This is a genomic window from Corynebacterium sp. HMSC05H05 (assembly GCF_001807265.1).
Taxonomy (GTDB): domain Bacteria; phylum Actinomycetota; class Actinomycetes; order Mycobacteriales; family Mycobacteriaceae; genus Corynebacterium.
Genome location: NZ_KV788396.1, coordinates 56802 through 83303, shown reverse-complemented (window position 1 = coordinate 83303; position 26502 = coordinate 56802). Strand labels below are relative to the sequence as shown.

The 26502-nt window shown below is 66.2% G+C and carries 26 protein-coding genes; 13 read left to right on the top strand and 13 right to left on the bottom strand.

The annotated features are described in order from the left end of the window. Nucleotides 1-7: 7 nt before the first annotated feature. A complete protein-coding gene (locus HMPREF3151_RS07255; protein ID WP_070474883.1) occupies nucleotides 8-883 on the bottom strand; it encodes a DoxX family protein in 876 nt (291 codons plus the stop codon). 177 nt (nucleotides 884-1060) lie between these two features. Between HMPREF3151_RS07255 and HMPREF3151_RS07250 the strand changes: the two genes are divergently transcribed. Next, the gene (locus HMPREF3151_RS07250) at nucleotides 1061-2476 is read left to right on the top strand and encodes a YkvI family membrane protein (RefSeq protein WP_070474882.1); all 1416 of its coding nucleotides are present in this window, start codon (nucleotides 1061-1063) and stop codon (nucleotides 2474-2476) included. Nucleotides 2477-2870: 394 nt separating this feature from the next. Here the strand turns inward: HMPREF3151_RS07250 and gatB are convergent, their stop codons facing one another. Together gatB and HMPREF3151_RS07240 are read right to left on the bottom strand one after the other, a co-directional pair. After that, complete coding sequence (gatB, locus tag HMPREF3151_RS07245; RefSeq protein ID WP_070474881.1) at nucleotides 2871-4373, bottom strand: Asp-tRNA(Asn)/Glu-tRNA(Gln) amidotransferase subunit GatB; 1503 nt, start codon at nucleotides 4371-4373, stop codon at nucleotides 2871-2873. A 36-nt stretch (nucleotides 4374-4409) separates the two neighbouring features. Continuing rightward, a complete protein-coding gene (locus HMPREF3151_RS07240; RefSeq protein ID WP_141741362.1) occupies nucleotides 4410-5357 on the bottom strand; it encodes a GNAT family N-acetyltransferase in 948 nt (315 codons plus the stop codon). 132 nt (nucleotides 5358-5489) lie between these two features. Here HMPREF3151_RS07240 and HMPREF3151_RS07235 point away from each other — a divergent pair, with 132 nt between their 5' ends. Then, nucleotides 5490-5948: a hypothetical protein gene (locus HMPREF3151_RS07235; RefSeq protein WP_070474879.1), complete on the top strand. Its 459-nt coding sequence runs from the start codon at nucleotides 5490-5492 to the stop codon at nucleotides 5946-5948. After that, a complete protein-coding gene (locus tag HMPREF3151_RS07230; protein WP_070474878.1) occupies nucleotides 5948-6769 on the top strand; it encodes a PrsW family glutamic-type intramembrane protease in 822 nt (273 codons plus the stop codon). Before HMPREF3151_RS07235 ends, HMPREF3151_RS07230 begins: the two co-directional genes overlap by 1 nt. On the opposite strand, the gene HMPREF3151_RS07225 is transcribed toward HMPREF3151_RS07230, so the two are convergent. The 6 genes from HMPREF3151_RS07225 to HMPREF3151_RS07200 all read right to left on the bottom strand — a co-directional run bounded on the left by HMPREF3151_RS07225 (nucleotide 6736) and on the right by HMPREF3151_RS07200 (nucleotide 12698). Continuing rightward, complete coding sequence (locus HMPREF3151_RS07225; RefSeq protein WP_083290236.1) at nucleotides 6736-7251, bottom strand: mismatch-specific DNA-glycosylase; 516 nt, start codon at nucleotides 7249-7251, stop codon at nucleotides 6736-6738. The genes HMPREF3151_RS07230 and HMPREF3151_RS07225 overlap by 34 nt on opposite strands. Before the next feature lie 125 nt (nucleotides 7252-7376). Beyond that, nucleotides 7377-8408, bottom strand: a complete 1032-nt coding sequence (locus tag HMPREF3151_RS07220; RefSeq protein WP_070474877.1) for a 6-phosphofructokinase — start codon at nucleotides 8406-8408, stop codon at nucleotides 7377-7379. A 10-nt stretch (nucleotides 8409-8418) separates the two neighbouring features. Further along, nucleotides 8419-9729: an MFS transporter gene (locus HMPREF3151_RS07215; RefSeq protein WP_256365531.1), complete on the bottom strand. Its 1311-nt coding sequence runs from the start codon at nucleotides 9727-9729 to the stop codon at nucleotides 8419-8421. Further along, nucleotides 9704-11185: an Asp-tRNA(Asn)/Glu-tRNA(Gln) amidotransferase subunit GatA gene (gatA, locus tag HMPREF3151_RS07210; RefSeq protein ID WP_070474875.1), complete on the bottom strand. Its 1482-nt coding sequence runs from the start codon at nucleotides 11183-11185 to the stop codon at nucleotides 9704-9706. The genes HMPREF3151_RS07215 and gatA overlap by 26 nt, the downstream gene beginning before the upstream one ends. A gap of 6 nt (nucleotides 11186-11191) precedes the next feature. Then, nucleotides 11192-11491 carry an Asp-tRNA(Asn)/Glu-tRNA(Gln) amidotransferase subunit GatC gene (gene gatC / locus HMPREF3151_RS07205; RefSeq protein WP_070474874.1) on the bottom strand — a complete coding sequence of 100 codons (300 nt, stop codon included), beginning with the start codon at nucleotides 11489-11491 and terminating at the stop codon, nucleotides 11192-11194. A gap of 67 nt (nucleotides 11492-11558) precedes the next feature. Beyond that, complete coding sequence (locus HMPREF3151_RS07200) at nucleotides 11559-12698, bottom strand: cytochrome P450 (protein ID WP_070474873.1); 1140 nt, start codon at nucleotides 12696-12698, stop codon at nucleotides 11559-11561. Nucleotides 12699-12780: 82 nt separating this feature from the next. On the opposite strand from HMPREF3151_RS07200, the gene HMPREF3151_RS07195 reads away from it, so the two are divergent. Genes HMPREF3151_RS07195 through HMPREF3151_RS07185 form a run of 3 tightly spaced genes read left to right on the top strand, consistent with a single transcriptional unit; the run spans nucleotide 12781 to nucleotide 14975 of the window. Next, nucleotides 12781-13446, top strand: a complete 666-nt coding sequence (locus tag HMPREF3151_RS07195) for an ACT domain-containing protein (protein ID WP_070474872.1) — start codon at nucleotides 12781-12783, stop codon at nucleotides 13444-13446. 51 nt (nucleotides 13447-13497) lie between these two features. Further along, a complete protein-coding gene (locus HMPREF3151_RS07190) occupies nucleotides 13498-13962 on the top strand; it encodes an ArsR/SmtB family transcription factor (RefSeq protein ID WP_070474871.1) in 465 nt (154 codons plus the stop codon). Continuing rightward, nucleotides 13962-14975, top strand: a complete 1014-nt coding sequence (locus tag HMPREF3151_RS07185; protein ID WP_070474870.1) for a serine hydrolase domain-containing protein — start codon at nucleotides 13962-13964, stop codon at nucleotides 14973-14975. Before HMPREF3151_RS07190 ends, HMPREF3151_RS07185 begins: the two co-directional genes overlap by 1 nt. 219 nt (nucleotides 14976-15194) lie before the next feature. Here the strand turns inward: HMPREF3151_RS07185 and ligA are convergent, their stop codons facing one another. Continuing rightward, nucleotides 15195-17267 carry an NAD-dependent DNA ligase LigA gene (ligA, locus tag HMPREF3151_RS07175; protein WP_371441212.1) on the bottom strand — a complete coding sequence of 691 codons (2073 nt, stop codon included), beginning with the start codon at nucleotides 17265-17267 and terminating at the stop codon, nucleotides 15195-15197. A 13-nt stretch (nucleotides 17268-17280) separates the two neighbouring features. Between ligA and HMPREF3151_RS07170 the strand changes: the two genes are divergently transcribed. Further along, a complete protein-coding gene (locus HMPREF3151_RS07170; protein WP_070474908.1) occupies nucleotides 17281-17955 on the top strand; it encodes a 3'-5' exonuclease in 675 nt (224 codons plus the stop codon). Here the strand turns inward: HMPREF3151_RS07170 and HMPREF3151_RS07165 are convergent. From HMPREF3151_RS07165 to mnmA, 3 genes are read right to left on the bottom strand one after another with little or no spacing between them, the layout of a single operon-like run. Beyond that, a complete protein-coding gene (locus HMPREF3151_RS07165; RefSeq protein WP_141741361.1) occupies nucleotides 17952-18335 on the bottom strand; it encodes a hypothetical protein in 384 nt (127 codons plus the stop codon). The genes HMPREF3151_RS07170 and HMPREF3151_RS07165 overlap by 4 nt on opposite strands. Further along, complete coding sequence (locus HMPREF3151_RS07160; RefSeq protein ID WP_070474866.1) at nucleotides 18332-19189, bottom strand: uroporphyrinogen decarboxylase/cobalamine-independent methonine synthase family protein; 858 nt, start codon at nucleotides 19187-19189, stop codon at nucleotides 18332-18334. The genes HMPREF3151_RS07165 and HMPREF3151_RS07160 overlap by 4 nt, the downstream gene beginning before the upstream one ends. A 10-nt stretch (nucleotides 19190-19199) precedes the next feature. Further along, nucleotides 19200-20279 carry a tRNA 2-thiouridine(34) synthase MnmA gene (mnmA, locus tag HMPREF3151_RS07155; RefSeq protein WP_070474865.1) on the bottom strand — a complete coding sequence of 360 codons (1080 nt, stop codon included), beginning with the start codon at nucleotides 20277-20279 and terminating at the stop codon, nucleotides 19200-19202. A 175-nt stretch (nucleotides 20280-20454) separates the two neighbouring features. Between mnmA and HMPREF3151_RS07150 the strand changes: the two genes are divergently transcribed. The 6 genes from HMPREF3151_RS07150 to HMPREF3151_RS07125 all read left to right on the top strand — a co-directional run bounded on the left by HMPREF3151_RS07150 (nucleotide 20455) and on the right by HMPREF3151_RS07125 (nucleotide 26501). Next, nucleotides 20455-22596, top strand: a complete 2142-nt coding sequence (locus tag HMPREF3151_RS07150; protein WP_083290235.1) for a heavy metal translocating P-type ATPase — start codon at nucleotides 20455-20457, stop codon at nucleotides 22594-22596. 31 nt (nucleotides 22597-22627) lie between these two features. Continuing rightward, nucleotides 22628-22915, top strand: a complete 288-nt coding sequence (locus HMPREF3151_RS07145) for a metal-sensitive transcriptional regulator (RefSeq protein WP_070474863.1) — start codon at nucleotides 22628-22630, stop codon at nucleotides 22913-22915. 55 nt (nucleotides 22916-22970) lie between these two features. Continuing rightward, the gene (locus HMPREF3151_RS07140) at nucleotides 22971-24083 is read left to right on the top strand and encodes a sensor histidine kinase (RefSeq protein WP_070474862.1); all 1113 of its coding nucleotides are present in this window, start codon (nucleotides 22971-22973) and stop codon (nucleotides 24081-24083) included. Then, complete coding sequence (locus HMPREF3151_RS07135) at nucleotides 24080-24760, top strand: response regulator (protein ID WP_070474861.1); 681 nt, start codon at nucleotides 24080-24082, stop codon at nucleotides 24758-24760. Before HMPREF3151_RS07140 ends, HMPREF3151_RS07135 begins: the two co-directional genes overlap by 4 nt. 83 nt (nucleotides 24761-24843) lie before the next feature. After that, the gene (locus tag HMPREF3151_RS07130) at nucleotides 24844-25758 is read left to right on the top strand and encodes an ABC transporter ATP-binding protein (protein ID WP_070474860.1); all 915 of its coding nucleotides are present in this window, start codon (nucleotides 24844-24846) and stop codon (nucleotides 25756-25758) included. Next, nucleotides 25755-26501, top strand: a complete 747-nt coding sequence (locus HMPREF3151_RS07125) for an ABC transporter permease (protein WP_070474859.1) — start codon at nucleotides 25755-25757, stop codon at nucleotides 26499-26501. The genes HMPREF3151_RS07130 and HMPREF3151_RS07125 overlap by 4 nt, the downstream gene beginning before the upstream one ends. The last annotated feature ends 1 nt before the right edge of the window (nucleotide 26502 follow it).

Below are 26502 nucleotides of genomic sequence, written 5' to 3'. Positions count from 1 at the left end.
GGACTAGCTAGGCGACCGGGTTGATGCCGGTGCCGAACCACCACATCAGCCCGGCTGCCGCCAGGCCGAGCAGCGCGCAGATCCAGCTAGAGACCAGCGGGCGTTTAGCCCAGCCGCGCGACGCGTCGACGCCGTAACGGCCCGGGCCCGCAAACTGCACGACCAGCGACGCGGCCAGAAGCATCACCGGCGCCCACGTCTCCGGGGTCCAGGCGAAGACGTCGAAGCCTTCCGTCTGAGTGTGGAAGGCGTGCAGCGCCATAAAACCGGTCACTGCGATGGCAACCAGCGCTGCCACCGGGGTGAGCAGGCCCAACACCAGGAAAACGCCCGCGGCCAGCTCGAGGGTAGGAACGACCACAGCGAGCCCGTTGCCGTACGGGTAGTCGGCGTACGCCGCTTCCAGGCCGGAGATGCCCTCGTTGCCGCCGAGGCGGAAGAATGTCCCTACCGAGTGGATGATGAGCATCGCGCCGAGTGCGAGACGCTGCAGGAGAAGGCCCAGGTCGGTGGTGCCGCGGCGGGTCTCGTCCTCCACCACAACCGGCTCGGCGGTCTCGGCGTAGACCGGGTCGGTGCCGGTGGCGGTGGCGGAGTCGGTCGCGTACGCGGGGGCCGGCGCGACATAGGTTGGCTCGCGGTCCACGGCGACCGTCTCAGAGGCGCTCTCAAACGAGGTGGTCTCGGGCGCCTGCGGGATCAGCGGCCCGTCGGTTTGCTCGCCGCGCGGGAAAATCTCCGTCGGGGCTGCCTTGCCCGTGCGGGTGTACAGGCCGTCGGCGGCAGACTTCGCGCCGCCCGTGTACTCCGGCACCTCAGGAGAATCCAGGTTTGTCAGATCATTTTGCTCGTTGGGCGTGAGATCACGTGGGTTGTTAGCCATGCAAACAATGTATGCGAAAACACTGGCTGATCCTTGGTAACGCGCCGTTAGAATAGCAAATCTAAGCCTGTGCGCTGCACGGTTGACAGCGAGGACCGGTGGTCGTCGGTTAGCAATGGGCCCTTAATGGTGTTACCCTCGGCTCCGCTCTTTTACTAGATTTCATTGAGGAAAATTATGGGTAAAACAATGAAAGTCGCCCTCGCGCTCGTCGGCCTCACCGTCGGCGCGGGCTTCGCGTCCGGCCAGGAGGTGATCCAGTACTTCCTCTCCTTCGGATACTGGGGCATCCTCGGTGCGGCTATCGCCGGCGGCGCAATCGCCATCTTCAGCGGCTGGGTCTACCAGCTCGGCTCCTACTACATGGCGGAGGACCACAGCGCCGTGTTCAGGAGTGTCTCGCGTCCGTGGCTGTCCAGGTACATGGACATCACCACCGTTTTCACACTGTTCTGCATCGGCTTCGTCATGGTCGCCGGTGCGGGTGCGAACCTCGAGCAGCAGTTTGGCCTTCCCACCTGGGCAGGCTCGACAATCATGGTTGTGCTGCTGCTCCTGTCCGGCCTGCTGGACATTGACAGGCTCACCAGTGTCTTCTCCTACATCACGCCGCTGCTGATTATCTGTTTGCTCGCCGCGTTCGTGATCACGCTGACCGACATGCCGTCGGACTTTGGCTACCTCAACGAGCTCTCGCAACAAAACCAGAGCGCATCGGGCACGTTCGGCAACTGGCTCATCACCGCGCTGAACTACGCCACCCTGGTGATGATCATGGACGTCTCCATGATGCTTGTCTTCGCCGGCTCCCACATGAACCCGGCGCAGGCGGGTAAGGGCGGCCTGCTCGGCGGCATCATCTTCGCCGTGCTGCTGCTGATCCTGACCTTCATCCTGTTCTGCAACATGGAAGACGTCATGGATGCGGACATGCCGCTGCTCATGGTCTTCGACAACATGCACCCGGCCGTGGGCGTGTTCGTCGCCATCGTCATTTACCTGATGATTTACAACACCGCTGTCGGCATGTTTTACGCCAGCGGCCGCCGCCTCAGCCACGACAACCCGAAGAAGTTCCGTCCGTACTACTTCGCTGCCGTGCTCGTCGGCTTCGCGCTGTCCTTCATCGGCTTCGCTGACCTGGTCGGCTGGGTGTACCCGGTCCTTGGCTACCTGGGCCTGGTGCTGGGCATCGTCATGGGTGTCGCCTGGTTCCGCGACCGCAAGAACATCCAGGAAGAAACCGGCCGCCGCGAGCGACTCGCTGAGCTCGCTTCCACCGCCCTGGATCCAAATGAGGACGAGCTGTCCCGCGCCGAGCGCGACGAAGTGGACTCGCTGACCTCCGATTCCCACGTTGGCGGTCAGGATTTGTGGCAGTCCGTCCAAGAGGAGGTCGCTGCCGACCTCACCTCGGATTCCTCCAGCGACTTCGACGTCAAGAACGTTCCCGCCTTGGATCCTGAGTCCAAGGGGTACGAAGGCGCCCCCGAGTACGAGGGCGACAAGATCCACTGGGAGGCGTACGAGGAGATGTACAAGACCGGCGAGTTCCCCGCCGTCAAGCCCGAGCAGAAGTCTCAGGACAAGTAAGCATAATTCGCTTTACGACGTCTAGCTTCGCCCCGGCCAACGCAATGTTGGCCGGGGTTTTGCGTTGCCGGGCCTCTTTCGGTCCCCACGGTACGAGGGGCGCAGGGCAAAAATACTTCACAGATCCACGTACGAAGGCTCGCCACGATCAGTGATCACGACCGGTTGCTCGAGCGCCACACACTTAGCTGCACTGATGTCCCGGTGAAATTCTCTTGCTGAAATAGCTGCCATGCGAACCTCCATGTAGGTACGTACCTACATGGTCGGGCGGAAAGTGATGGAGTGCCCCTTTGCGTTACAGATGGTGAAAGGCAGATGGTGAATCCGCGCGGATCTGCGGATTTTCACCATCTGCCTTTCACCTTTTACGGCCGAGGCAGCCGGGTCTCCCCTACTCCGCGAGCTTCTTCGCGATGAGCTGGTTGACCTGGCCCGGGTCGGCCTTGCCCTGCGTCGCCTTCATCACGGCGCCGACGATGGCACCGGTGACCTTCTTGTTGCCGGCGCGGTACTTCTCCACGATGTCCGGGTTGGCGGCCAGCGCGTCGTCGACGGCCTTCTCGATGGCGCCGTCGTCGCGCACGACCTCCAGTCCGCGGTCCGCAACGACCTTGTCCACGTCACCCTCGCCGGCGATGACGCCGTCGATCGCCTGGCGGCCCAGCTTGGTGGTCAGCTTGCCTTCCTTGACCAGCTCCACCACGCGGGCGACATCGGCCGGGGTGACGCCGAGGGCGTCGAGGTCCTTGCCGGCCTCGTTGGCCTTGCCGTTGATGTAGGACACCCACCATGCGCGGGCCTCATCGGGCGTGGCGCCAGCCTCAACGGTGTCCACGATCAGGTCGAGCGCGCCTGCGTTGACCAGGTCGCGGAACTCCTTCTCCGGCAGCTGCCACTCCTCTTGGATGCGCGCGCGGCGCACCCACGGCAGCTCCGGCAGGGTGGCGCGGATTTCCTCGACCCACTCCGGCTTGGCAATCACCGGCGGCAGGTCCGGGTCGTTGAAGTAGCGGTAGTCGCTCGCCTCTTCCTTCGGGCGGCCCTTGGAGGTGGAGCCGTCCTTCTCCTGGTAGTGGCGGGTCTCCTGCACCACTTCCCCGCCGTCCTGCAGGACCGCGGCTTGGCGCTGCATCTCGAAGCGCACGGCCTGCTCGACGGACTTCAGGGAGTTGATGTTCTTCGTCTCGGTGCGGGTGCCGAATTTTTCCTGGCCGACCGGGCGCAGGGACACGTTGGCGTCGCAACGCATGCTGCCCTGGTCCATGCGCGCGTCGGAGACGCCGAGGGCCTTGACCAGCTCGCGCAGTGCGCCGACGTAGGCCTTAGCCACCTCTGGGGCGCGCTCGCCGGCGCCGATGATCGGTTTGGTCACGATCTCGATCAGCGGGATGCCCGCGCGGTTGCAGTCCACCAGCGACGCGGTGGCGCCGGTAATACGGCCGGAGGCGGAGCCCAGGTGAGTGAGCTTGCCGGTGTCTTCCTCCATGTGCGCGCGCTCGATTTCCACGCGCCACTCGGTGCCGTCCTCGAGCACGACGTCCAGGTAGCCGTCGTAGGCGATCGGCTCGTCGTACTGGGAGATCTGGTAGTTCTTCGGCTGATCCGGGTAGAAGTAGTTCTTGCGCGCAAACCGCGAGGACTCGGCGATCTTGCAGTTCAGCGCCAGGCCGATCTTGATGGCCCACTCCACGCCCTTGGCGTTGACCACCGGCAGCGCACCGGGAAGCCCGAGCGAGACCGGGTCGATGTTCGTGTTCGGCTCCGCGCCGAAGTGGGCGGATGAGGTGGAGAACATCTTCGTCTCGGTGGCGAGCTCGACGTGCACCTCAAGGCCCATCACGGGGTCGTACTTTTCGAGTACTTCGTCGTAATCCATCAGGTCGTACGCAGTCATGCGCAACAGTCTACTGCCCCGCCCCGCGCCCCCGCGCTACAGCTCGCCCCGTCGCTGCACCCACACAAATGCCGCCGTCTTCTCGCGGCCGACAGCGAGCGCATTGCCTATCGACGGCCCATTGCCCACGTGCACCGTCCCCCACAAAGTGTCGCCGGTTTGGGCCGGCAGGACGTCGCAAAGCAACTGCATCGCCACGGGTGCGAGGCCGCGACCGCGGGCATTGTCGTCGAGGAGGAACTCGTAGACCTGGAAACCGCGCATGCCGTTTGCATCGTCGCGGGCCGCCGCGATGATGCCCGCGCGCTGCCCGTCCACCTCGATCGCGCACAGCGCACCGGTCTCCGCGCAGCTTTGCAACTGCTCCAGGGTCGCAGCCTCCGTCCAGGTGCGCACTTCGGGCCGTTGCTTTGCGACGTTGCCGAGCACCTCATCGGCATATGGTGCCGTCTCCGAGGGGTCTGCTGGGGTGAGCCGGACGCGTTCGTGCTGCGGGCGGCGCGGTTTCCGCCGCAGCTCGGAGACGAGCCCGGCGATAATCCACTGGTCAACGTCCGCGTCCTCGGGCGGGTTCGGCAGCTCGAAACGGATGGCCAGCGGGTCGAAGTCCGCGAACTCGCGGTGCAGCTGTGTGGCATACGTGCCTAGTCGGTCGTGCTGCGGTGGCACGGAGGTCGCGACAACGTGCACGAAAGGCTTGCGCATGTCCAGCCCCAGGAAACGGATCCCAGCGATGCACCAGTTACCGTCCGCAAACTCCACGCGCCGGTTCGCCCACGCCAGCGGGTCGGGCACGTCCGGGCCGCCGAGAGGTTGCAGATGGTCGCGGAAACCGGCGCCAAACTCCGCGTCTGCTGTGTGCTCGGCCTGCGGGCGCATCTCCTGCATCGCGAGCTCGCGCCGCTCGTCTGCGGAGTACCACTCGCGAAGCTGAAGTGGCATCCACGTCTCGTACGCGCGCGCCATCTGTTCAAGCAGTCTCATTTCAGCGATGCTACTGCAGGGGCGGTACATATAGCTGCACACTGCGAATGAGAGAGCAGTTCCCTATAGTGGCTCCGAGTGAAATACCCCGATTTTTCTGACAGAAATACCCGCACCGGCACCATAGGGCTCGTGGCGGCCGGCGCTTTGCTCCTGGCGGCCCCGTTCATGGCCCAGGCGGCAACGCAAAGCGACGAGCCCGAAGCCCCCGAAGTCACGGAGGTGGCTGCGGGTGGCGCCACACTGCGCAACGCAGACGGCTCGGTGCTGCAGTGCCCCCAAACTGACGGCGGCTCCGACATGGTGAAATGGGATTGTGGCGACACGCGGATCCAGCTGCGCACCGAAGACTCTTTAGGCGATGAAGCCGAGCTCGCCAACGCCGTCACGCGCTTGTATTGGCTAGCGTCGAATGGCGAACGAATCACCCCGGACGAGCTCGATCACCCTGCCTCCGGTGTCTATGCGGTACACCGCGACGGCGTGTCTATCGCCGCCACCGAACGCGACAACCTGACGGTATACGTCGCGGCTTCTGATACCTACGGCCGCGAGATCGTCGACCGCTTCGTCGCTGAGGAGGCCCGTTGATGCGAACGAACGTCGTACTCCAAGCCCTCGGCGGCCTGGCAATCCTCGCGGGTGTGGGACGGTTCGTCTACGCACTTACCCAGGTGCCGTGGACGCCTGCGTTCGGCGCTGCAGCGGCGGCATTCGTCCTCATCGCCGTTGCGGCGCTGTGGCTCCTATCGCGCCGGCACCCTGGGCGGCCGGAAGCTTCGTGGTGGCTACCGGTTGGCGTAATCGCAGGAGTGGGCGTGTGCGGCGTGGTTCCACTCGTCAACTCCGCTTACCTCGATGCGGCGCAGCAGCTGCCCGACGCTGTTACGTACCTGTTTTCCTCGATTCCGGAGGAGACTGCCAAACTGCTGGCTGCGTTACTGGTCATCGCCGCTTTCGCGCCGGTGCGCCGACCCGTCGAGTCGGCGATGGTCGGCATGGCGGTCGGCGCCGGCTTCTCAGTCGCCGAGATCGTAACCAATTCAGCGATTAAAGCGACGCTGGATCTGCACTCGGAGTACCGCGACGGCGCAATTTTTATGCTTGTGATGGTTGTCTTGGGACCATTTGCTCACGCGGTCTATACCGGGTTGGCCGCGTGGGGCCTCGGCGTATTTTTGTGCCGCACCGACCAGCCCCTCGGCTGGCGTCTCTCCCGGCTCGCAGTCTGGTTTGTGCTGGCCGCCGCGCTCCACGGTGCCTTTAACGGCTCCCGTGAGCTTCCCGACCCTTACGGAACTGTGGCTATGTTGGCAGTCTCTGTCCTGCTCTGGGTGCTGCTCATCTGGCTCTATCGCCGCTCCTGCCGCATCGGCCGTCAGGAGCCGGTCGCCTCCCACACCTCGCGGTAGCTCTCGGCGAGCGTGGCCACCGTCTCGTGCGCGTTGAGGCCGCTAGGGTTGCCCACGACCCACACCGGCACTCCGGCGAGGGTCTCGGGCTGGAGGCCGCGGGTGGCCTTTGGTCGTCGATAAGCATCGCGGTATGCCCCGATGCCTGCGAACATGACAGCAGTGGGCTGATGCTTTTCGACGACTCCGCGCACGACCTCGCCTCCTGCAACCAACTCCGCCTTCGTCAGGTCGGACGCCTTCGGCGTCATGCGGTTCACCAGATTGGTGAACCCGATGCCGAGCTCGGCGAGCATGGCGGCGTCCTTGTCGGAGAGCCCCTCGTTGGCGTGGACGCGGTAGGGCGTGATGCCCGCGGCCTCGAGCGCCGGCCAGAAGCGGTTGCCCGGGAACGCGAACGGTGCGTCCACCTCCTCGGTGAGGCGGCCGGGGTTGATCCCGACAATGAGCAAGCGGCAGGGGTCGGGGATGCGGTCGTGCATGTCTTCCGACCCTACTGGGCCGGCCTCCCGGGTCGCCGGTTTTGCAAAAGTCGGCAGAACACGGCCCCTAGATGCAAGTCCCCCATGGTCGCCGACGGCACGCTCGCCGACTTTTACAAACCTGCCTACGTGAACATGGCCTTCGCGGTGGTGTAGCGGCGCTCCGGCACGGTCTTGAGCTGCGCGACGGCGTCCTCGAGCGCCACGAGTTCGATGTCCTCGCCGTGCAGCGCGACGCACTTGCCGAAGTTGCCCTCGTGGGCGGCGCGGGCGGCGTGGACGCCGTAGCGGGTGGCCAGCACGCGGTCGTAGGCGGTGGGCGTGCCGCCGCGCTGGATGTGACCGAGCACGGTGGTGCGCACGTCGTAGCCGAGGCGCTTTTTCACCTCGTCGCCGATGATCTGGCCCATGCCGTTGAAGGTCTTGTGGCCGAACTCGTCTTCCTCACCCAGGCCGGCGTCCATGGTGCCTTCCTTGGGGATTGCGCCCTCGGCGACGACGATGATGCCGTACTTCTCCCCCATCTGGAACCGGCGCTCCATGGCTTTGCAGATCTCGGCGATGTCGAACGGCTCCTCCGGGATCACGGTGTAGTGCGCGCCGCCGGCCATGCCAGCGTGGAGGGCGATCCAGCCGACGTGGCGGCCCATGACCTCGACGATGAGGATGCGGTTGTGGGACTCGGCGGTGGTGTGCAGCCGGTCGATCGCGTCGGTGGCCACGGACACCGCGGTGTCGAAGCCGAACGTGTAGTCGGTGGCGGCGACGTCGTTGTCGATGGTCTTAGGCACGCCGACGACCGGGATGCCGTTGTCGGAGAGCCACTTGGCACCCTTGAGCGTGCCCTCGCCGCCGATCGCGATTAAAGCGTCCACCCCGGCGTCGTCGATGTTGGCCCTGATCTGGTCCAGTCCCGCCTTGAACTTGTCCGGGTGCAGGCGGCCGGTGCCCAGCACGGTGCCGCCACGAAGCAGGAGGGAGTCCATGTAGGCGTCGTCGTAAAGGTCGACGCGGCGATCCTCCATCAGCCCCACCCAGCCGTCGCGGTACCCCACGACGGTGGAGCCGTACTCCGTGTTGGCGGTGCGGACGATGCCGCGGATGACGGCGTTGAGGCCGGGGCAGTCGCCGCCGGAGGTCAAAGTGGCAAGTCGCATACCTGCCAGGCTACCCGCGAAGCCGAAGGGACGACACCGCGCCGATCAGCATCGCAACGCATGGCAGCGCAAGCGCCCAACCGGCGGTGGATTCGATTGCGCCGGAAGCCAGCACCATGCCCACCAGCGCCACGCCGAGGACGGACCCGACCTGGCGGGCGGTGTTGTACAGCCCGGAAGCCGCGCCGGTTTCGTGCTCGGGGACACCGCGCATGGTCACCGCCGCGTTCGGCGCCCACACAAACGCCCCGCCGATGCCCAACAGTGAGGTCACTGCGGTAAACCACCACACGCCGGCCCCGGTGTGGATCAGCGCTATGGCGAGCGCGAGCCCCACTGCGGAGAGTGTGAAGCCCGCGGCGCAGAGCTTGCCTGGGTCGCGACGGTCCGTCAGGTACCCGGCCACCGGGGTGAGCACGAGCGCGAACACGGACATCGGCGCAGTGATCGCACCGGAAGCCGTCGGCGAGGCACCGGCGACCGTTTGCAGCCAGTACATCAGCGGGATGAACATCGACGCCACGGTAAAGCCCATCGCCGCCACGCCCAGAGCGCCGAGCGCGAACGAGCGGTTGAGCATGAGCTCCACGGGCAGGAACCCGTCGTCGGTGCCGTTGCGGGCAGACAGCACCAGCACGCCAATCAGCAGTGCACCGAAGAGGATCGAGGGCCACTGCCCAAACTGGATGCCGTACACGAGCAGTCCCAACCCGCCGAAAGAAAGCAACACCGGCAGCAGGGTCACCCGCTCGCCGCTGCGCGGCAGCCGCGGCAGCGCAACCAGTCCGGCGATCAGCGCCACCGCGCCAAGTGCTGCTTGGGCGAAAAACGCCGCGCGCCAGCCGAAGGTGTCCGCCACTGCCCCGCCGACGACCGGGCCGATCAACGACGCCACCGAGCCGATCACGCCCCAGGTTGCGAACGCCCGGCCTTGCTTGTCCTCCGCGAACACGCGCGGGATCAGGCCGAACGCCTGAGGCAAGAACACCGCGGCGCCCGCACCCTGCAGGCCGCGGGCCACTACCAGTGAACCGAACGACCAGGACGCGCCCGCGAATACCAGCGCGGCCACATAGATGGCCAGACCGATGAGGAAGACGCGGCGTTGCCCGAAGGCGTCTCCAAGCTTGCCCGTCGCCGGCATGGGGGCCACCGTGCACAGCAGGTAGATGCTGGTCAGCCACACGGCGGAGCCGACGTCGAAAGGCAAAAGTGGTGTGATCACGGGCATGAAGCCCTGGTCGATCAAGACAAGAAAATACCCCGCAGCCAGGGCTGCGAGGGTATTCCAGGGATTAACGGCTGGCTTCAAAAGCGGCACCCACGCGGTACAAGCGCGCGTCCTCGAAGGCCGGGGCGATCAGCTGCAGGCCCACCGGCAGGTTCGTGTCGGAGGCCTCGCCCGCCGGCACCGACATGCCGGGCAGACCGGCCAGGTTCAGCGGCAGGGTGAACAGGTCGAAGTTGTACATCGCCAGCGGGTCGTCCACCTTGTCGCCCAGCTTGAACGCGGTGGTGGGAGCGGCCGGGGCGGCGATGACGTCGCAACACTCGAATGCCTTGGCAAAGTCCTGCGCCACCAGGGTGCGCACGCGCTGCGCCTGCAGGTAGTACGCGTCGTAGTAGCCCACGGACAGCGCGTAGGTGCCCAGGATGATGCGACGCTTGACCTCCGCGCCGAAGCCTTCGCCGCGGGTGGCGGCCATGACTTCCTCGGCGGAGCGGGTGCCGTCGTCGCCGACGCGCTGGCCGTAGCGCATACCGTCGAAGCGCGCGAGGTTAGAGCTGACCTCGGAGGTCTGGATCAGGTAGTACGCGCCCATGACGTCTTCGAAGCTCGGGCAATCCACCTCGACGATCTCCGCGCCCTGCGCCTCAAGCTGCGCGTAGGCCTTGTCGATGGCGTCCTTCACACCGTCCTGCGTGCCCGGGCGCTCGAACTGCTTCACGCGGCCGATCTTCACGCCCTTCAGGTCGCCCTTCGCGCCCTCGCGGGCGGCGTCTGCGAGCGCCGGCACCTCGCGGTCCACGGAGGTGGCGTCGAACTCGTCGTGGCCGCCGATGATCTCGTGCAACAGCGCGGTGTCCAGCACGTTGTTCGCACACGGGCCCACCTGGTCCAGGGAGGACGCGCAGGCGATCACGCCGTAGCGGGACACACCGCCGTAGGTCGGCTTCACGCCCACGGTGCCGGTCAAAGACGCAGGCTGGCGGATCGAGCCGCCAGTGTCAGTGCCAATGCCCAGCGGGGCCTCGCCGGACGCGAGCGCCGCTGCGGTGCCGCCGCCGGAGCCGCCCGGGACGCGCTCCAGGTCGTGCGGGTTCTTCGTCTGCTTGTAGGCGGAGTTCTCCGTGGACGACCCCATGGCGAACTCGTCCAAGTTGGTCTTGCCCAGAATCGGGATGCCCGCCGCGCGCAGCTTGGCCACCACGGTGGCGTCGTACGGGCTCATGTAGCCCTCGAGCATCTTGGACGCGGCGGTGGTCGGCGCGTCGGTGGTGACCAGCAAGTCCTTCAGCGCCAGCGGCACACCCGCAAGCTTGGAGGCCGGCTCCCCGCCGTTCTTCACCTGCTCGTCCACCTTGTCCGCGGCCGCGAGCGCCTCCTCGGCACCGACGTGCAGGAACGCGCCGAGCTCGCCGTCGACCTCAGCGATGCGGTCGAGGAACGCCTGCGTGACCTCGCGGGAGGTGACGTCGCCGGACTGGATCATTGCGGCGAGCTCGTGCGCTGGCTTTGCGACGAGACCTTCGGCCGGAATCGTGTACTGCGTCATTTCCTTCTAGTCTCCCTCTCCGAGAATCTGCGGAACCACGAAGCGGTCATCTTCCACGGCCGGGGCCTGGTCCAGCGCCTCGGCCTGCGTCAGCGTCTTCTTCTCCACATCCTCGCGCATACCAGCGTCGATGGAGTGCGGGTGGCTCATCGGCGTGACACCCTCCGTGTCGACGCTCTGCACCTTCGAGACCGCGTCCACGATCGTGTCCAGCTGCTGGGCGATGTCGTCCAGCTCCTCGTCCTTCAGCGCGATTCGCGCCAGGCGTGCGATGCGCGACACCTCGTCGCGTGAAATCTCAGCCACAGTCCAATCCCTTCCACATCGCGTGGGTTGCGTATGACGCGCCTTATCTTACGTCAACGCAATTCGCTCACCCGCGAGCGGTAAGGCGCACTGGCAGCGAAGCCCAACCACCAACAGGGTGAACCTCCCGCTCGCCTTGTCCGGCGCTGGATAGCTCCGCCACTGCGAGGAGTTCTTCGGTGAACGCTTGCAGCTCAACGATCGACAACGTCTTGCCAGGGCAAGCGTGCGGCCCTGCGCCCCAGACCAGGTTCTCGTCGGCGTTAGTCTCCGGTTCGAAGCCGTCCGGGTCTGCAAACGTTTCCGGGTCGCGGTTTGCCGCTGTCCAGTGGATGCGCACCCTTTGGCCTTCGGGCAGATCGTGCCCGTCGAGCGACACCGGGCACGTGGTCACTCGCCGGTTGCTCACAAACGGCGAGTCGGCGCGCAGGATTTCGTCGGCGATCGCAGTGAACTCCTTTTGCGAAACGCCGCCTGCGAGGCGGTCTTGGAGCTCGGGGCGTTCGATCAGTGCTTCGAGCACAACCCCGATGCAGTAGGCCATCGAGCTCAGATCTCCCGCAGTCCAGTTGCGTAGCACGGAGACCACTTCCTCGAATTCCAGACGCCGACCGAGACTGTCGTCGTGGACAAGACGCGAGGTGACCGAATCGTCGGGGCTGTTCTGGAGGGGCTGCACGACGGAGCGAATGATGTCGTCGAAACGCTCGGCGACCGCCGCTGTGCGCTCGAGCTCGCCGGACCGCGTTGCCGCATTGTTGTCGGCCACCCACGCAATGAGGGTGTCGTCGAGCTCACTTGGCCATCCGAGCCAGGCGGTCATCGCGCGGACCGCATACTGGGCGCCCAAGTCGCCGACCGCGTCGACCTCGCCGTTCGACAGCGCTTCTTCAGCCAACTGGCGCGCGATCTTGCGGAACATCGGAGCGAGCTGATCGACCTCCTCCGCCGCGAGGTAACGGTCGATCAACGCACGCATCTCGGTGTGCTTTTCGCCGTCAAGGCCGTTGGGCAACTGCAAAAATCGCGACACACCCGACGAGAACTGTTCCGGGTTCTCCGCCACTTCGCGGGCGAGAGCGTTGCCCGTGACGACGACCTCCTTGCCGCCGCGAGCCAACTTCGCGCCGTCGCGAAGCAACGCGTCCCCGACCGCGCGGGGCTCGGCGCCGGCGAGTGTGGTCTGCGTGATTTCGGTGCGGCTCATTGTGCTCCTCCTTAGTTAGAAGACTGCTGCGATTTCGACCGTACACCCGCTGCCGGAATGCCGAATTGCTATAAATAAGGCCATGTCGTACCTCATCCGCGTTTCCCTCCCGGACGTCCCTGGCAGCCTTGGACAGCTCGCCGAGGCGTTCGGCATGGTCGACGCCGACATCAACTCCGTTGACATCGTGGAATCCTCCACCGACGGCACCGTGACCGACGACATCGTGGTCACCCTGCCCACCGGCGTGATGGTGGACACCCTGATCACCGCCGTGGCCTCCGTCGACGGCGCCGAGGTGGATTCCATCCGCCCGTTCACCGGACGCGTGGACCGCCGCGGGCAGATTCAGATGCTCGCCCAGATTGCGGCGCAGTCTGGCAGCGTCGAGGACCGCCTCAGCGAGCTGGTCGACGTCATGCCGAGTGCTGTGACCTCTTCTTGGGCCGTGGTGCTGCATTCCTCCGACGACGGGCTCACACGTGCCGCCGCCTCCCCCGCCGCGCCGGAGGACGACGGATCTACCCCGCAGATGCCGCCCGTCGAGGCCGCGCGCATCCTCCAGCCCGACTTCGACGACTGGGCACCGGAGTCCTGGTTCCAGCTCGGCACATCGCTCACCATCACTCCCCTGCACGGCACCGACATGGTGCTGGTGGTCGGCCGCGTGGGCGGGCCGGATTTCCTGGCGTCCGAGGTCCGCGAGATCGGCGACCTCGGCTGCATCACAGGCGCGATGCTGCGCTAGCCAAAGCCTCAACCGTTGCACGTTTTCTAGATTTCTGTAATTCTAGAAAGCATGCAACCGATTGAAGCACGCCTCTCTGACCTCGAAGCGCGCGTCGCCGCGCTCGAACAGGCCCCATCGCCCGAGTCCACCTCACGCCCCAGTTCCAGCAACGAGGCGGACCAAGGCACAGTCACCTTCAAAGGCGACGTGGAGCTTCCGACCGGCACCTACTCCTACGAATGGATCCGCCCAACGGCGTGGATCTCGGACCAACCGTGGGACGACGCGATGGACCGCATCGCCGCTCTCGCGCACCCCGTCCGCGGCGCCATCCTGCGCCACCTTTTAACTGCACCGGCGAGCGTGACGGAGCTGGTCGAATCTGACCTGGTTTCCTCCACCGGCACGGCCTACCACCACCTGAAGGAGCTGCAGGCAGCCGGCTGGGTGCGCAAGCAGGGCGGGATGTTTGAGATTCCCCCGGCCCGCGTCATCCCGCTCATGACGATCGTAATCGCCGGGGAGGACCACTGATGCGCGCTACCAACATTGCCACCGGAGGAATCTCCGCTGTCCTCGCCGCCGCGTTGATGCTCTCCACCGGCCCCCGCGACATTTCCGTGGCCTCTGAACACACCGGCGATACTGAAATCTCCTCCGCACTCGAACACCTCGCGGAAAACGGCCACCACAACCTCGCCGCCTTCACCTACGACGACGGCGAGGTCTGCTTCGGCGGCCTCGGCGCCGACGAGCACAGCGAGTTCGAAATCGGCTCGATCACCAAGACATTCAATGCGGAGCTGGTCCGCCAGTTCATCGAGGCCGGCGAGCTCCGCCTGGACACTCAGGTGCAGGAGCTTATCGACGTCCCCTCCGCCCCCGTTGCCGATGTCACCATCGAGGAGCTGCTCAACCACACCTCCGGGCTCGCCACCACCGAAAGCCTCAGCCTCGCGGACATGTTCGCGGCCAACATCCGCGATGGCGGTAACCCCTACCGGCGCGACACACCGCAAGACATTCTCGACGCCGCCGGTTCCGCCGAGCTGAACAACCGCGGCGAGGAGCAGTACTCGAACTACGGCCACGCGCTGCTCGGCCAACTGCTTGCCAAGCATGCCGGCGTGCCCTACGACGAGTTGCTGCGCACCCGCATCTTCGAGCCCGCCGGCATGACGTCGACCTACGTGGCGCTACCGGGCACCGTCGACGAAGCACCCACAGGCCTGGCCGCCAACGGGCACCCCGCCGGCCCGTGGGACATGGACGGCTGGGCCCCGGCCGGCGCGATCCGCTCCACTGCTGCCGACATGGCGAAATACGTGGAATGGGTGTCCTCGCACGGTGTGCCCGACTATGGCTGGGCAAGCCTCGACGAAGACGGACAGGAGATCACGTTCCACAACGGCGGCACCGGCGGCTTCCGCACCATGTTGGTCTGGGACCCCGAGCGCACCGACCACAGCCGCGCCGCGTTTGTCGCGGGCGACACCGAAGCCTGGGTGGACGCGCTCGGCATCGACCTTATGAAGGAGACCCGATGATCGCACTCGTCATGATCCTGCTGCTCCTTGCGTCCGCGACGTTCAGCGCCGTGCGGAACGCCAAGGGCCCCACTTACGCCCTCGTCAACGCTGTGATCTCCGCAGCGGTGGTGTGGTTGCTCTCATTCGGCGTGAACTGGAACGGCCAGTTCCCCATCTGGCTGTGGTGGGCCCTCGCCGTCTGGGCGGCTGCACTGATCGGCCTGAGCGCCGCGCGCCTTACGCAAGCGCGTCGGGGCCGCCCTCGAGCAGCTGCACAAACTGCGCCTCGGTGAGGATCGGCCGGCCCAGCTCCTCCGCCTTCGCGGCCTTCGATCCGGCGTTTTCGCCCACGACCACGTAGTCGGTCTTCTTCGACACCGAGCCGGCCGCCTTGCCGCCGCGCGACAAGATGGCTTCCTTGATTTCATCGCGGGTGAAGCCCTCCAGCGTGCCGGTGGCGACGATGGTCAGCCCCTCCAGGGTCTGCGGGGCGCGGTCCTCCTCGGCGGATTCCATAGTCACGCCGGCCGCGGCCCAGCTGTCCACGATGTTTTGGTGCCAGTCCACGGTGAACCACTCTTTGAAGCTCTCGGCGATCACGTCGCCCACACCGTCGGTTTCGGCGAGGTCGGCCACGGGGGCGTCGATAAGCGATTGCATCGAGTGGAAGCGCGACGCGAGCGCGCGGGCCGCGGTGGGGCCGACGTGGCGGATGGATAGCGCGACGATGACGCGCCAGAGGTCGGCGCCCTTGGCGGTCTCCAGATTGGCAAGCAGCTTTTTGCCCGACGCGTTGACCTCGCCGTCCTTGCGGGTGTACACGCTGGACTTTTTCAGGTCGTCCTCGGTGAGATCGAACAGTTTCGCCTCGTCCTCCAACACGCCGGAGGCGATGAGGTCGACCGCGCCCTTCTCCCCCAGCGCCTCGATGTCGAACGCGCCGCGCGAGGCGATGTACTCCAAGCGGGTGGACAGCTGCGCTGGGCAGGAGCGGGTGTTCGGGCAGCGCCAGTCCGCGTCGCCCTCCTTCGCGGGGGCGAGCTTCGTGCCGCAGGCGGGGCAGTTTTCGGGGTAGACGAATTCGCGCTCGGTGCCGTCGCGAAGATCCGCCACGGGGCCGAGCACCTCCGGGATGATCTCGCCGGCCTTGCGCACCACCACCGTGTCGCCGATCATGACACCCTTGCGCTTGACCTCGTGCTGGTTGTGCAGCGTGGCCATGGACACAGTCGAGCCGGAGACGAACACCGGCTCCAGCACCGCGAACGGGGTCGCACGTCCCGTGCGGCCGACGGAGACCTCGATGTCAAGCAGCTTCGTGGTCACCTCCTGTGGCGGGTACTTGTACGCGATCGCCCACCGCGGCGCGCGCGAGGTCGCTCCCAGGGCGCGCTGCTCGGCCACGGAATCCACCTTGACCACCAGGCCGTCCATCTCGTGGATGGCGTCGTTGCGGTGCTCGCCCCAGTAGTTGACCGCCTCGATGACCTCATCGGCGGTCTCGGCCCGGCGCGTGTACTCGCTGACCGGCAGGCCCCACTCGGCGAGCTTCTCGTAGGCCTCGTGTTGGCTTTCCGGGGTGAAGCCCTCGCGCGCGCCGATGCCGTGGCAGATCATGCGGAGCTTTCGCTTCTTGACGTCCTCCGGGTTCTTCTGCCTCAGCCCACCAGCCGCGGTGTTGCGCGGGTTGGCAAACGGCTTGCCGCCTTCCTTCTGGCGCAGCTCGTTGAGCTCCGGGAAGTCCTCGGGGCGGATGAACACCTCGCCGCGGACCTCCAGGAACGCCGGGGCGCCGCCAGTGAGCTTCTGCGGGATGTCCTCGATCACCCGGGCGTTGGCGGTGATGTCCTCACCGGTGGTGCCGTCGCCGCGGGTTGCCGCACGCGTCAGCTCGCCGTTTTCATAGACGAGGTCGATGGACAGCCCGTCGATCTTCAGCTCCGTCAAGTACGGTCCGGGTGCCTTGGCAAGCCACTCGCGCATTTCGTCTTCGTTGAAGACGTTGTCCAGGCTCATCATGCGTTCGGGGTGGGTGACGTCCGCGAACGCGGTGTCGGTGGCGGGTGCGCCGACCTCCTTCGTGGGCGAGTCCGGCACGGCCAGCTCCGGGTGGTCCTCCTCCAGCTTCTGAAGGCGGCGGAACAGCTCGTCGAACTCGCCGTCGGTGATCACCGGCTGGCCGTTGTAGTACAGGTCCCGGTGCTTGCGGACCTCAGCGGCCAGTTCGTCCCATTCACGGTGCAGATCAGCGGAAATTTCACTCACGGCACCCGAGTCTAGCGTCCGCGCTGCCCGTGTCGGCGCGCTCATTACAATGTCGCTCATGGCCACTTTCGACGCCTCCCGCATGCTCTCCTTCGACCTGGAGACCACCTCCGCCAACCCGCGCGAGGCCCGTGTGGTCACCTCTGCGCTCGTGCGTATCGACGGCTCCGAGGTCGACGCCAACGAAACCCTCGCGGACCCCGGGGTGGAGATTCCGGAGGAGGCCGCGAAGGTGCACGGCATTACCACCGAGAAGGCCCGCGCGGAAGGACGCGACCACGACGAGGTGGTGCGCGAGACCGTCGAGGCGATCAAGAAGGGCTGGGAGGACGGCCTGACCCTAGTGGTGTTCAACGCCCCCTACGACCTGACGGTGCTGCGCCAGCTCACCGGGGACTTCACGGTCACCGGCCCGGTGTTCGACCCCCTGCTCATCGACCGCGCCAAAGACCGCTACCGCAAAGGCCCGCGCAACCTGACGTCCATGTGCGAGCACTACGGCGTGCGGCTGGACAACGCGCACGAGGCCACCGCCGACGCATTCGCCGCCGCGCGTGTGGCGTGGATGCAGGTGCGCAAGCTCTACCCGGATCTTGCCCAGATGGATGCCGGCGAGCTCATGGAGTACCAGGCAGTGGAGTACTTCACCCTGCAGGAGGACCGGAAGCGCTACTTCGAGTCCCAGGGCCGCGACGCCTCGAACGTGCTGCCCGGTTGGCCGATGCTGGGTTAGCTAATAGCAAGCTCCGCGCGCAGCTTCTCGGCGAAGTCGTGCAGACCCCGGTTGTCGCCCTCGGATTCGACCGAGTACGTCTCCCCCGATTTGGTCTTCACCACCATTGCGCCCGACTCGCTGATGATCACGTCGGCGATGCTGGCGGCGTCGAGCTCTGTGGTCTCTTTCTTCTCCACCAGGCGCAGCGTCTGCCCGTCGAAATCCGCTTCGCGCTTGCCCGACAAAAGCCCAAACGCGGCGAAGAACGCGATGCCGATCCCGGTGCCTAACAACATGTCGTCCATCACGAGGCCGAAGACGACGAAGAACATCACGCCGAAGACGATTCCCATCGAGAAATCGGCTTTCTTCTTATCCCAATGCAGCGACGTACTCATACTTCCACTGTAAGTGCCTCGGCCATCTCCCGGGCCGCCCGGTAGTTCGCCGCCGTGCCCACCAGTGTGGCGGCCGGCTCAGCGTAAACGTCCACGGTCGTGGCGGCCGGGTCGATCTGCAGCTCGTCGAAGAGGTTGTACAGCTCGCGTGGGGCCATTACCGGGATCGCGATGCGTGTGCCGGCGTCCAACAGCCGGGCCAGCGCGTCTTTGTCGGCGCGGCGCGGGTCGCAGGTCAGCCACGGAACGTCGAGAAGCTTGGGCGAATGCAGCAGGTGCCCGCCGAAACGCGCGAGCGTCTCCTCCGGCTCGGGGATCGCGCGGATGGTCTCGAAGTCGGTGGTGCCCTGCAGCGTGCCGGCGACGACCTCGGGCAGTCGCGGCTCGTCCAGCTGCAGCACGCTTGCGCCGAATCGCCTCTCGACGTCCCTCCGGTGCCCCACGCACACCTCCAACAGCGCGTCCGTGAGGTCGCGAAGCGCGCCGGGGTCGGTGATCATGCGGTGGCCGTTGGCCATCTCGATCTCGGCGGCGAGCGTGAACGGGCCGGCCAGCTGCACCTTCACGGTGTGCGCCTTGCCGTGCCAGAGCTCCTCGAGGTGGTCGAGGTCGCGCTCCATGCGGTCGGCGTCCTTGCTTGCCCGGGCCGCCACGCGCCAGCCGCGGGGCCCGCGCGCCACAGGGATTTCCAGCATCGCGGCGGTGCGGCCGATCAGGTCCGAGCCGACGCCGCGGTCCGGCAACTGAGGGATGTGCGGCAGCGGGGTCTCGGAGAGCACCACGTCCGCGGCTTGCGCGAGGTCGGTGCCGGGCAGAGGCCCGAGGCCGAACGCGGTGGGAGGAAGTGTTGTCACGGAGCCGATGTTACGCAGTGGCGCAGATGGTTCCGGAGCCGAGCACGATGTCCCCCAAACCGTCCGGGTCCGGCAGGTAGAGCACCGCCGCCTGGCCGCGCGCCACGCCTTCAAGCGGCTCGTGCAGCGTGAGCGTCATCGCATCGCCCTCAACGCGCGCGGTGCAGGGCACGACTCCGCCGTGGGCGCGGATCTGCACGTTGGCCTCGAACTCGCCCTCCATAGCTGGGTGCAGCACCTTCAGGCGGTCGGCGGTGATCTCGTTGACCTTCAGCGCCTCCCGCGGGCCGACGGTGACCGTGCCAGTGGAGGTGTCCACGTCGGTGACGTAGCGCGGCTTGCCGTCTTCGGCAGGCACGCGGATGTTCAGCCCCTTGCGCTGGCCGATCGTGTACTGGAACGCCCCGTCGTGTTCCTTCAGCTCGCGGCCCTCGGTGTCCTTGATCATGCCTGGGCGCATGCCGATGGATCGGCCCAGAAACGCCTGGGTGTTGCCGTCCGGGATGAAGCAGATGTCGTAGGAATCCGGCTTGGACGCGGTGGCGAACCCGTGGCGGGCCGCCTCCTCGCGGATCTGCGGCTTCTCGGTGTCGCCGACCGGGAAGATGCAGCGGTCCAGATCGTCGCGGGTGAGCACGCCGAGCACGTAGGACTGGTCTTTCTTCGGGTCGGTGGATCGGCGGAGGTTGCCCTGGTCGTCGATAATTGCGTAGTGCCCGGTGGCGATCGCGTCGAAGCCCAAGGTCACCGCGCGGTCCAACAGTGCCGCGAACTTGATCTTCTCGTTGCAGCGCAGGCACGGGTTGGGGGTCTCACCGTGCTCGTAGGACCACACGAAGTTGTCGATGACCTCTTCTTTGAAGCGGTCAGAGAAGTCCCACACGTAAAACGGGATGCCCAGGTGGTCGCACACGCGGCGCGCGTCGGCGGAGTCCTCCAGGGAACAGCAGCCGCGGGCGGACTCGCGGGTCTGTTGCGCGTCCTTGCTCAGCGCCAGGTGCACACCGACGACGTCGTGGCCCGCCTCCACAAGGCGCGCAGCAGCGACAGAGGAGTCGACTCCCCCGCTCATGGCCGCCAATACTCGCATGTCGGCGCAGTGTAGTCCCGTGAAGGCGAAAGGTGAAACGTCCGGCTGGTCACGTGGAAACACCCCCTCGACATATACCCCCCTGGGGTATTAAGGTGGAAGACGGCCGTCGTGCTAGGCCGCCCGGCACGGCCGAACCGACCACAACGATGAACTGCACCGAGAGGACCGAACCATGAACGACAGACACGCCCACTCCGGCACCGAACCCGGTGGGCACGCCAGCCATCACGAACACAGCAACCACGGAGGCCATGCCGGCCACAACCACACAGAGCACGCGGGCCACGGAGAACATGGAGGCCATGGCCACGCGGGCCACGCAGGCCACGGCGATCACGTAGCCCAGTTCCGCAGGCTCTTCTGGATCATGCTGGTTCTCGCGATCCCGGTCGTCGGATTTAACGAAACCTTCACCCACCTCATCGGCTACCAGCTGCCTGACGCGGAATGGACCCGCTGGATCTCGCCGCTCTTGGGCACGGTCATTTACTTCTGGGGAGGTCGCCCGTTCTTGACGGGTGCTGTCTCCGAGATCCGCTCACGAAAACCCGGCATGATGCTGCTGATGGCCCTGGCGATCACGGTCGCTTTCGTCTCCTCCTGGGGTGCGAGCCTGAACTTGCTGGACCGTGGGCTGAATTTCTGGTGGGAACTGGCGCTGCTGGTGGTCATCATGCTGCTGGGGCACTGGATCGAGATGCGCTCCCTCGCCCAGACCACCTCGGCCCTGGATTCGCTCGCCGCACTTCTGCCCGACGAGGCCGAGAAGATCGACGGCGACGAAGTAGTGAAGGTCACCCCGGCGGATCTTGAGGTCGGCGATGTCGTGATCGTGCGGCCCGGCGCGTCCGTGCCTGCCGACGGCATAATCGTCGACGGCAGCGCCAGCATGGACGAGTCGATGGTCACCGGTGAGTCGAAAACGGTGCGCCGCGGTGAAGGCGAGCACGTGGTCGCTGGCACCATCGCGACAGACTCGGGTCTGCGCATCGAGGTCACAGCCACGGGTGGCGACACCGCGTTGGCCGGCATTCAAAAGCTCGTCACCGATGCGCAAGAATCGTCATCGCGGGCGCAGCGCCTCGCAGACAAGGCCGCCGCGTGGTTGTTCTGGTTCACCCTCGGCGCCGCCATTCTGACCGCCGTGGTCTGGACCGTCGTCGGCATGCCAAACGACGCCGTAGTGCGCACCATTACGGTGCTCGTCATCGCCTGCCCTCACGCCCTAGGTCTCGCAATCCCGCTGGTCGTCTCGATTGCGACTGAGCGCGCCGCCCGCGGTGGGGTACTGATCAAGGATCGGCTCGCTCTCGAATCCATGCGCACCGTCGACGCCGTGTTGTTCGACAAGACCGGCACCCTCACCAAAGGCGAACCCACCGTCACCGCGATCGACACCATCAGCGGATATGAGGAAGCAGACGTGCTCGCGCTGGCAGCGGCCGCCGAGGCGGACAGTGAGCACCCACTCGCTCGCGCCATCACCGGTGCGGCGGAGACCCGTGACGTGGCTGTGCCGAGTGCCAGCGACATCTCCTCGTCGCCAGCCGTGGGCGTGAAGGCAACTGTTGACGGTGAGGTAATCGAGGTCGGCGGCCCCTACCTGCTTGAGAAGCATTCCGCCGAAGAGCTCCCCATCGCAGACGAGTGGCGAAAGGAGGGCGCGATCATTCTCCACGTCCTCGCCGACGGCGAAGTGATCGGAGCACTCCGGCTTGCCGACGAGATCCGCCCCGAGTCCCGCGACGCCGTCGACGCATTGCACTCTGCGGGCGCCCAGGTCGTCATGATCACCGGCGACGCGCAGGCCGTCGCGGACACCGTAGCCAAGGATCTGGGCATTGACCGGGTCTTCGCGGGTGTGCGTCCCGAGCACAAGGCCGCGAAAGTCAAGGAACTGCAAGGCGAGGGCCACAGAGTCGCCATGGTAGGCGACGGCGTCAACGACGCCCCCGCGCTGGCCCAGGCCGATGTCGGCATCGCGATCGGTGCCGGCACAGACGTGGCGATCGGCTCGGCGGGCGTCGTCCTGGCAAGCTCCGACCCGCGATCGGTGCTTTCGGTCATCGAGCTCTCCCGTGCGACCTACCGGAAGATGAAGCAGAACCTGTGGTGGGCGGCCGGCTACAACCTGCTGTCCGTTCCGCTGGCTGCCGGTATCCTCGCCCCAATCGGGTTCGTGATGCCGATGAGCGTCGGCGCAATTCTGATGTCGGCCTCGACCGTCGTCGTCGCCCTCAATGCGCAGCTGCTCCGCCGCCTCGACCTCACCCCGCAGAGCAGCACCGACCGGATGCTTAACCGGTCCAAGTGACCCGGCACCGTCCACACCACTCAGGAGGCCCATGATGAACGACCACGGCTACATCAGCGATAAAGACCGCTACCTCGCCCGGCTCAAACGAATCGAGGGGCAAACCCGCGGTATCCACCGCATGATCGACGAAAACGCCTACTGCATTGACATCCTCACCCAGATCAGCGCCGTCAACGCAGCACTGAAGGGCGTAGCACTGGGCTTGCTGGACGATCACTTGAAGCACTGTGTTGCCAATGCGATCAGCGACGGGCAGGAAGCCGACGCCAAGATCGAAGAGGCGTCTGCCGCTATCGCGCGGCTGGTGAAGTCCTAAGCGTCATACCGCAGTACGACGCGGCTGCCCGCGCCGGCAAGTAGCGTGGACGGCCATGAACTTTTCCACTACCCGCGCAGTGCGGATCCGCAATGCGAGCATGGCAGCGTTCATGCTGGTCCCCTGCCTAGTTGGGCTGCTGCCGGATTCGCGGCAGTTGGTCGTCGGACTCGCGCTTCTCGCCTGCGCCGTTGTGGCCCCGTTTACCCGCTGGCGCTGGCCCCTGGAAACGTTCGCTGCGATCCTTACGGTGCTCATTCCCGCGGCGTTCTGCAACTCGCTCCCCGTCGGCACAATCGCCGTGGCGCCGTTCGCCGCGTACGTCGCCAGGCGCCACCTGCCTGCCCCGCACCGCGACTTCGCCACGGCTGCACTGTTGCTTGGCGACGCCGCAGCCACCGCGTTCATCATTCCCGCGCTCACCGCGCTCGAGCCTGTCGACCGGCTCCCCTACGTCTTCTGGAGCATCATTCTGCTGACCGTGGCGCTGCTGTTCGGCGAGCTACGCCGCCGGGCCGAGGAGACCGCGGAGAAGGACCTGGCCCGACAGCGCGAGCAGTTCGAGCGCGACGCCCAAGCACAGCGCGCCCACCTCGCGCGCGAGATCCACGACATTGTCACCCACTCGCTGACCGTCATTGTTGCGCAGGCCGACGGCGCGCGCTTCGCCGCCACCCCGGAGGCGAAGGACGAGGCGCTGCGCACCATCGGCGGCGTCGGCCGCGACTCGCTGCGCCAGATGCGCGGCGTGGTGGAGCTGTTGCGAAGCGCCGAGCAGCGCCCCCTGGAACCAGCGACAGAACTAGACATCGACGGCCTGGTCGCCACCAGCCGCGCAGGCGGTCTCGACGTTGATTACACCGCCCAGGGCGCCCCTCCCGAGGACCTGGCCCCGGCAACCGCGTTGACCGTGCAGCGCATCGTGCAAGAATCCCTGACCAACGCCATGAAGCACGGCACCGGCCGCGCCGAGCTCGCGGTCCGCTGGGGCGCAGATAACGTCGTGGTGGAAACAACAAATCCGGTCGCTCCCGGCGCGGCCACGCGTCCGGGCCACGGCGTGGAGGGGATGCGGCAACGCGCAGCGCTTTCCGGCGGCACGGTGTCCGCATCGGCCAACCCCACCGGCACCTGGACCACAACGGCAAGGATCCCGCTGAACTCATGATCACTCTCGGACTCGCAGACGACCAAGCGCTGTTTCTCCACGGCATCCGCAACGTGCTGGACTCCCAGCCGGACATGGAGGTCCGCTGGCTCGCCGCAAACGGAGAGGAGGCAGTGCAGGCATGCAATAGCGATCCGGTGGGCATTGTGCTTATGGACGTGCAGATGCCCGTCCTCGACGGCATCGCCGCCACCCGGCGTATCACCCAGCACCACCCGGACACGAAGGTGATCGTGCTGACCACGTTCGACGACGAGGACTACGTGCTCGGCGGGATTGGCGCGGGCGCGAGCGGGTTCTTGCTCAAAGACGCCGAACCGGAGGCGCTGCTGGACGCGATCCGCACGGTTGCAGGCGGTGACGCGGTGATTTCGCCGAGGGCGACGAACCGGATCGTCGCAAAGCTTGCTGCCCCGACTGAAGATGCGGTGGCCTTATCCCCCGCCGACCGCCTCGCGCTGGGCGAGCTCACCGAGCGCGAGCGCGAGGTGCTCGTCGCGATTGCCCGGGGCTGGAGCAACGGCGAGATTGCGGAGCGGATGTTCATCTCCATGCCCACGGTGAAGACGCACGTGGGCCGGGTGCTGGCGAAGACGCAGTCGCGCGACCGGGTGCACGCGGCGCTTTTCGCCTACCGCACCGGGTTGGTCTCGCGGGCGGACCTGCTGGATTCCTAAGCCGCGTCATACCTGGGTATCACGCCCAAAATCGTGCCCCGCGCCGACGCGGAAGGCCCCTGCCATGCGCGAACCTTGAACGCATGGAAACACCGATTATTCACACCCGGGGTCTGACCAAGACCTACGGAAGCACAGACGTTGTCCACGACCTCAACCTCGAAGTCCAGCCGGGCGTGGTGCACGGGCTGCTCGGGCCGAACGGCTCCGGCAAGTCCACCACCATGAAGATGCTGCTCGGGCTGATCGCGCCGACCGGCGGCGAGATCACGATGCTGGGCCAGCCGATCTCCCGCGCCAACCGAGCGAAGGTGCTCTCCGGCGTCGGTTCGCTCATCGAGGCACCTGCCGCCTACCCGCACTTAACCGGCGGGGAGAACATGCGCATAGTCACCCGCCTGCTCGGCGCCGACAAGGAGCAGGCGCGCCGCGCAGTGAAGCTTGTGCGCCTGGAGAACCACATGGACAAGCTGGTGAAGAACTACTCGCTGGGCATGAAGCAGCGCCTCGGCATCGCGATGGCGCTGGTGCGCGACCCGCAGCTGCTGATCCTGGACGAGCCCACCAACGGCCTCGACCCCGCCGGCATCGAGGAGATCCGCGAGCTAATCATCAGCCTCGCCCGCGACCACGGCCGCACCGTGCTGGTGTCCAGCCACCTGTTGTCCGAGATTGAGAAGATGGCCTCGGATTTGACCATCATCAACCACGGCGAACTGGTCTTTCAGGGCTCGCAGGACGAGCTCTACAGCGCGCAGCTGCCGGACGTGTTCATCCAAACCCCTCACCCCGATGCCGCCGCCGAGGTACTGCGAGCGCTTGGCCCCACCTACGTCGAGGGTGGCCTGGAGCTTTCCGGGCTTAGCGACGCCCAGGTCGCCGAGACCTGCGCCCACCTCGTCTCCCACGGCGTGGCGCTGCACCAGGTGGTGCGCAAGCGGCGCAGCCTGGAAGACGTCTTCATCGGCCTGACGGGCAAGGAGGCGATGGGCGCATGATGGTCGAGTTTGCAAAGCTCAAGCGCACCAAGATTGTGTTGCTGTGCCTGCTCATGTGCGCCGGCATCGTGCTGTTTGCCAACATGAATCTGTTCGCGGGCGATCCCATCGCCGACTTCCAGGCCGACCCGCACACTCAATGGGCCAGCCACCTCGTCGGGCTGGGCATGGCCCTGGCGTTTCTCACTCCCCTGCAGCTGGCGCTGGTGGCCAGCCGCATCGTCGACGCGGAGCACGCGAGCGGCGGGTGGCGGCTCAACGCGATTGCCGGCACGAGGCCGGGGACGCTGCTTTCCCGGAAGTTCGGCGTTGCCAGCCTGATCGTGGTCGTGTTCACCGCGCTCGAATTCGCCGCAACCCTCGCGCTGCCCGTCGCGATGGGCGCACCCGCCCCTGACGCGGCGATGTGTTCCACGTGGCTGCGCTTCGGGCTCGGCGCTGTGGGCACCAGCATTGCGCTGCTGGCCGTGATGCTGCTGCTGGCGGCGGTGGTCGATTCCCAGATCGTCGTGTTGGGCGTCGGCATCGTCGGCGGGTTCTTAGGCGTCGCCGCGCTGCTCTCCCCGTCTTGGCTCGCGGCGCTCAACCCCTTCGGCTACTACGCCGTGCTGCTGCCGTTCAGCTTCACCGAGTCGGGCGTCGCGCCGACCCAGCCCAGCTGGTGGCTGTGGGCCGCATACCTCGTGCTCGCCGCCGCAGTGTTCACCGCAGGTTCGAAGGCACTGGACCGGAAGGAAATCTAAA

Excerpts from the sequence above, each read along its gene's own strand:
- HMPREF3151_RS07200 (WP_070474873.1), bottom strand. The coding sequence starts at position 12,698 with ATGAGCCGCACCGAAATCACGCAGACCACACTCGCCGGCGCCGAGCCC.
- HMPREF3151_RS07185 (WP_070474870.1), top strand. The coding sequence starts at position 13,962 with ATGCGCGCTACCAACATTGCCACCGGAGGAATCTCCGCTGTCCTCGCC.
- HMPREF3151_RS07145 (WP_070474863.1), top strand. The coding sequence starts at position 22,628 with ATGATGAACGACCACGGCTACATCAGCGATAAAGACCGCTACCTCGCC.
- HMPREF3151_RS07150 (WP_083290235.1), top strand. The coding sequence starts at position 20,455 with ATGAACGACAGACACGCCCACTCCGGCACCGAACCCGGTGGGCACGCC.
- mnmA (WP_070474865.1), bottom strand. The coding sequence starts at position 20,279 with ATGCGAGTATTGGCGGCCATGAGCGGGGGAGTCGACTCCTCTGTCGCT.
- HMPREF3151_RS07195 (WP_070474872.1), top strand. The coding sequence starts at position 12,781 with ATGTCGTACCTCATCCGCGTTTCCCTCCCGGACGTCCCTGGCAGCCTT.
- HMPREF3151_RS07135 (WP_070474861.1), top strand. The coding sequence starts at position 24,080 with ATGATCACTCTCGGACTCGCAGACGACCAAGCGCTGTTTCTCCACGGC.
- gatB (WP_070474881.1), bottom strand. The coding sequence starts at position 4,373 with ATGACTGCGTACGACCTGATGGATTACGACGAAGTACTCGAAAAGTAC.
- HMPREF3151_RS07250 (WP_070474882.1), top strand. The coding sequence starts at position 1,061 with ATGGGTAAAACAATGAAAGTCGCCCTCGCGCTCGTCGGCCTCACCGTC.
- HMPREF3151_RS07140 (WP_070474862.1), top strand. The coding sequence starts at position 22,971 with ATGAACTTTTCCACTACCCGCGCAGTGCGGATCCGCAATGCGAGCATG.
- HMPREF3151_RS07240 (WP_141741362.1), bottom strand. The coding sequence starts at position 5,357 with ATGAGACTGCTTGAACAGATGGCGCGCGCGTACGAGACGTGGATGCCA.
- HMPREF3151_RS07230 (WP_070474878.1), top strand. The coding sequence starts at position 5,948 with ATGCGAACGAACGTCGTACTCCAAGCCCTCGGCGGCCTGGCAATCCTC.
- HMPREF3151_RS07220 (WP_070474877.1), bottom strand. The coding sequence starts at position 8,408 with ATGCGACTTGCCACTTTGACCTCCGGCGGCGACTGCCCCGGCCTCAAC.
- HMPREF3151_RS07170 (WP_070474908.1), top strand. The coding sequence starts at position 17,281 with ATGGCCACTTTCGACGCCTCCCGCATGCTCTCCTTCGACCTGGAGACC.
- HMPREF3151_RS07130 (WP_070474860.1), top strand. The coding sequence starts at position 24,844 with ATGGAAACACCGATTATTCACACCCGGGGTCTGACCAAGACCTACGGA.
- HMPREF3151_RS07255 (WP_070474883.1), bottom strand. The coding sequence starts at position 883 with ATGGCTAACAACCCACGTGATCTCACGCCCAACGAGCAAAATGATCTG.
- HMPREF3151_RS07165 (WP_141741361.1), bottom strand. The coding sequence starts at position 18,335 with ATGAGTACGTCGCTGCATTGGGATAAGAAGAAAGCCGATTTCTCGATG.
- HMPREF3151_RS07125 (WP_070474859.1), top strand. The coding sequence starts at position 25,755 with ATGATGGTCGAGTTTGCAAAGCTCAAGCGCACCAAGATTGTGTTGCTG.
- HMPREF3151_RS07190 (WP_070474871.1), top strand. The coding sequence starts at position 13,498 with ATGCAACCGATTGAAGCACGCCTCTCTGACCTCGAAGCGCGCGTCGCC.
- HMPREF3151_RS07225 (WP_083290236.1), bottom strand. The coding sequence starts at position 7,251 with ATGCACGACCGCATCCCCGACCCCTGCCGCTTGCTCATTGTCGGGATC.
- ligA (WP_371441212.1), bottom strand. The coding sequence starts at position 17,267 with ATGAGCGCGCCGACACGGGCAGCGCGGACGCTAGACTCGGGTGCCGTG.
- gatA (WP_070474875.1), bottom strand. The coding sequence starts at position 11,185 with ATGACGCAGTACACGATTCCGGCCGAAGGTCTCGTCGCAAAGCCAGCG.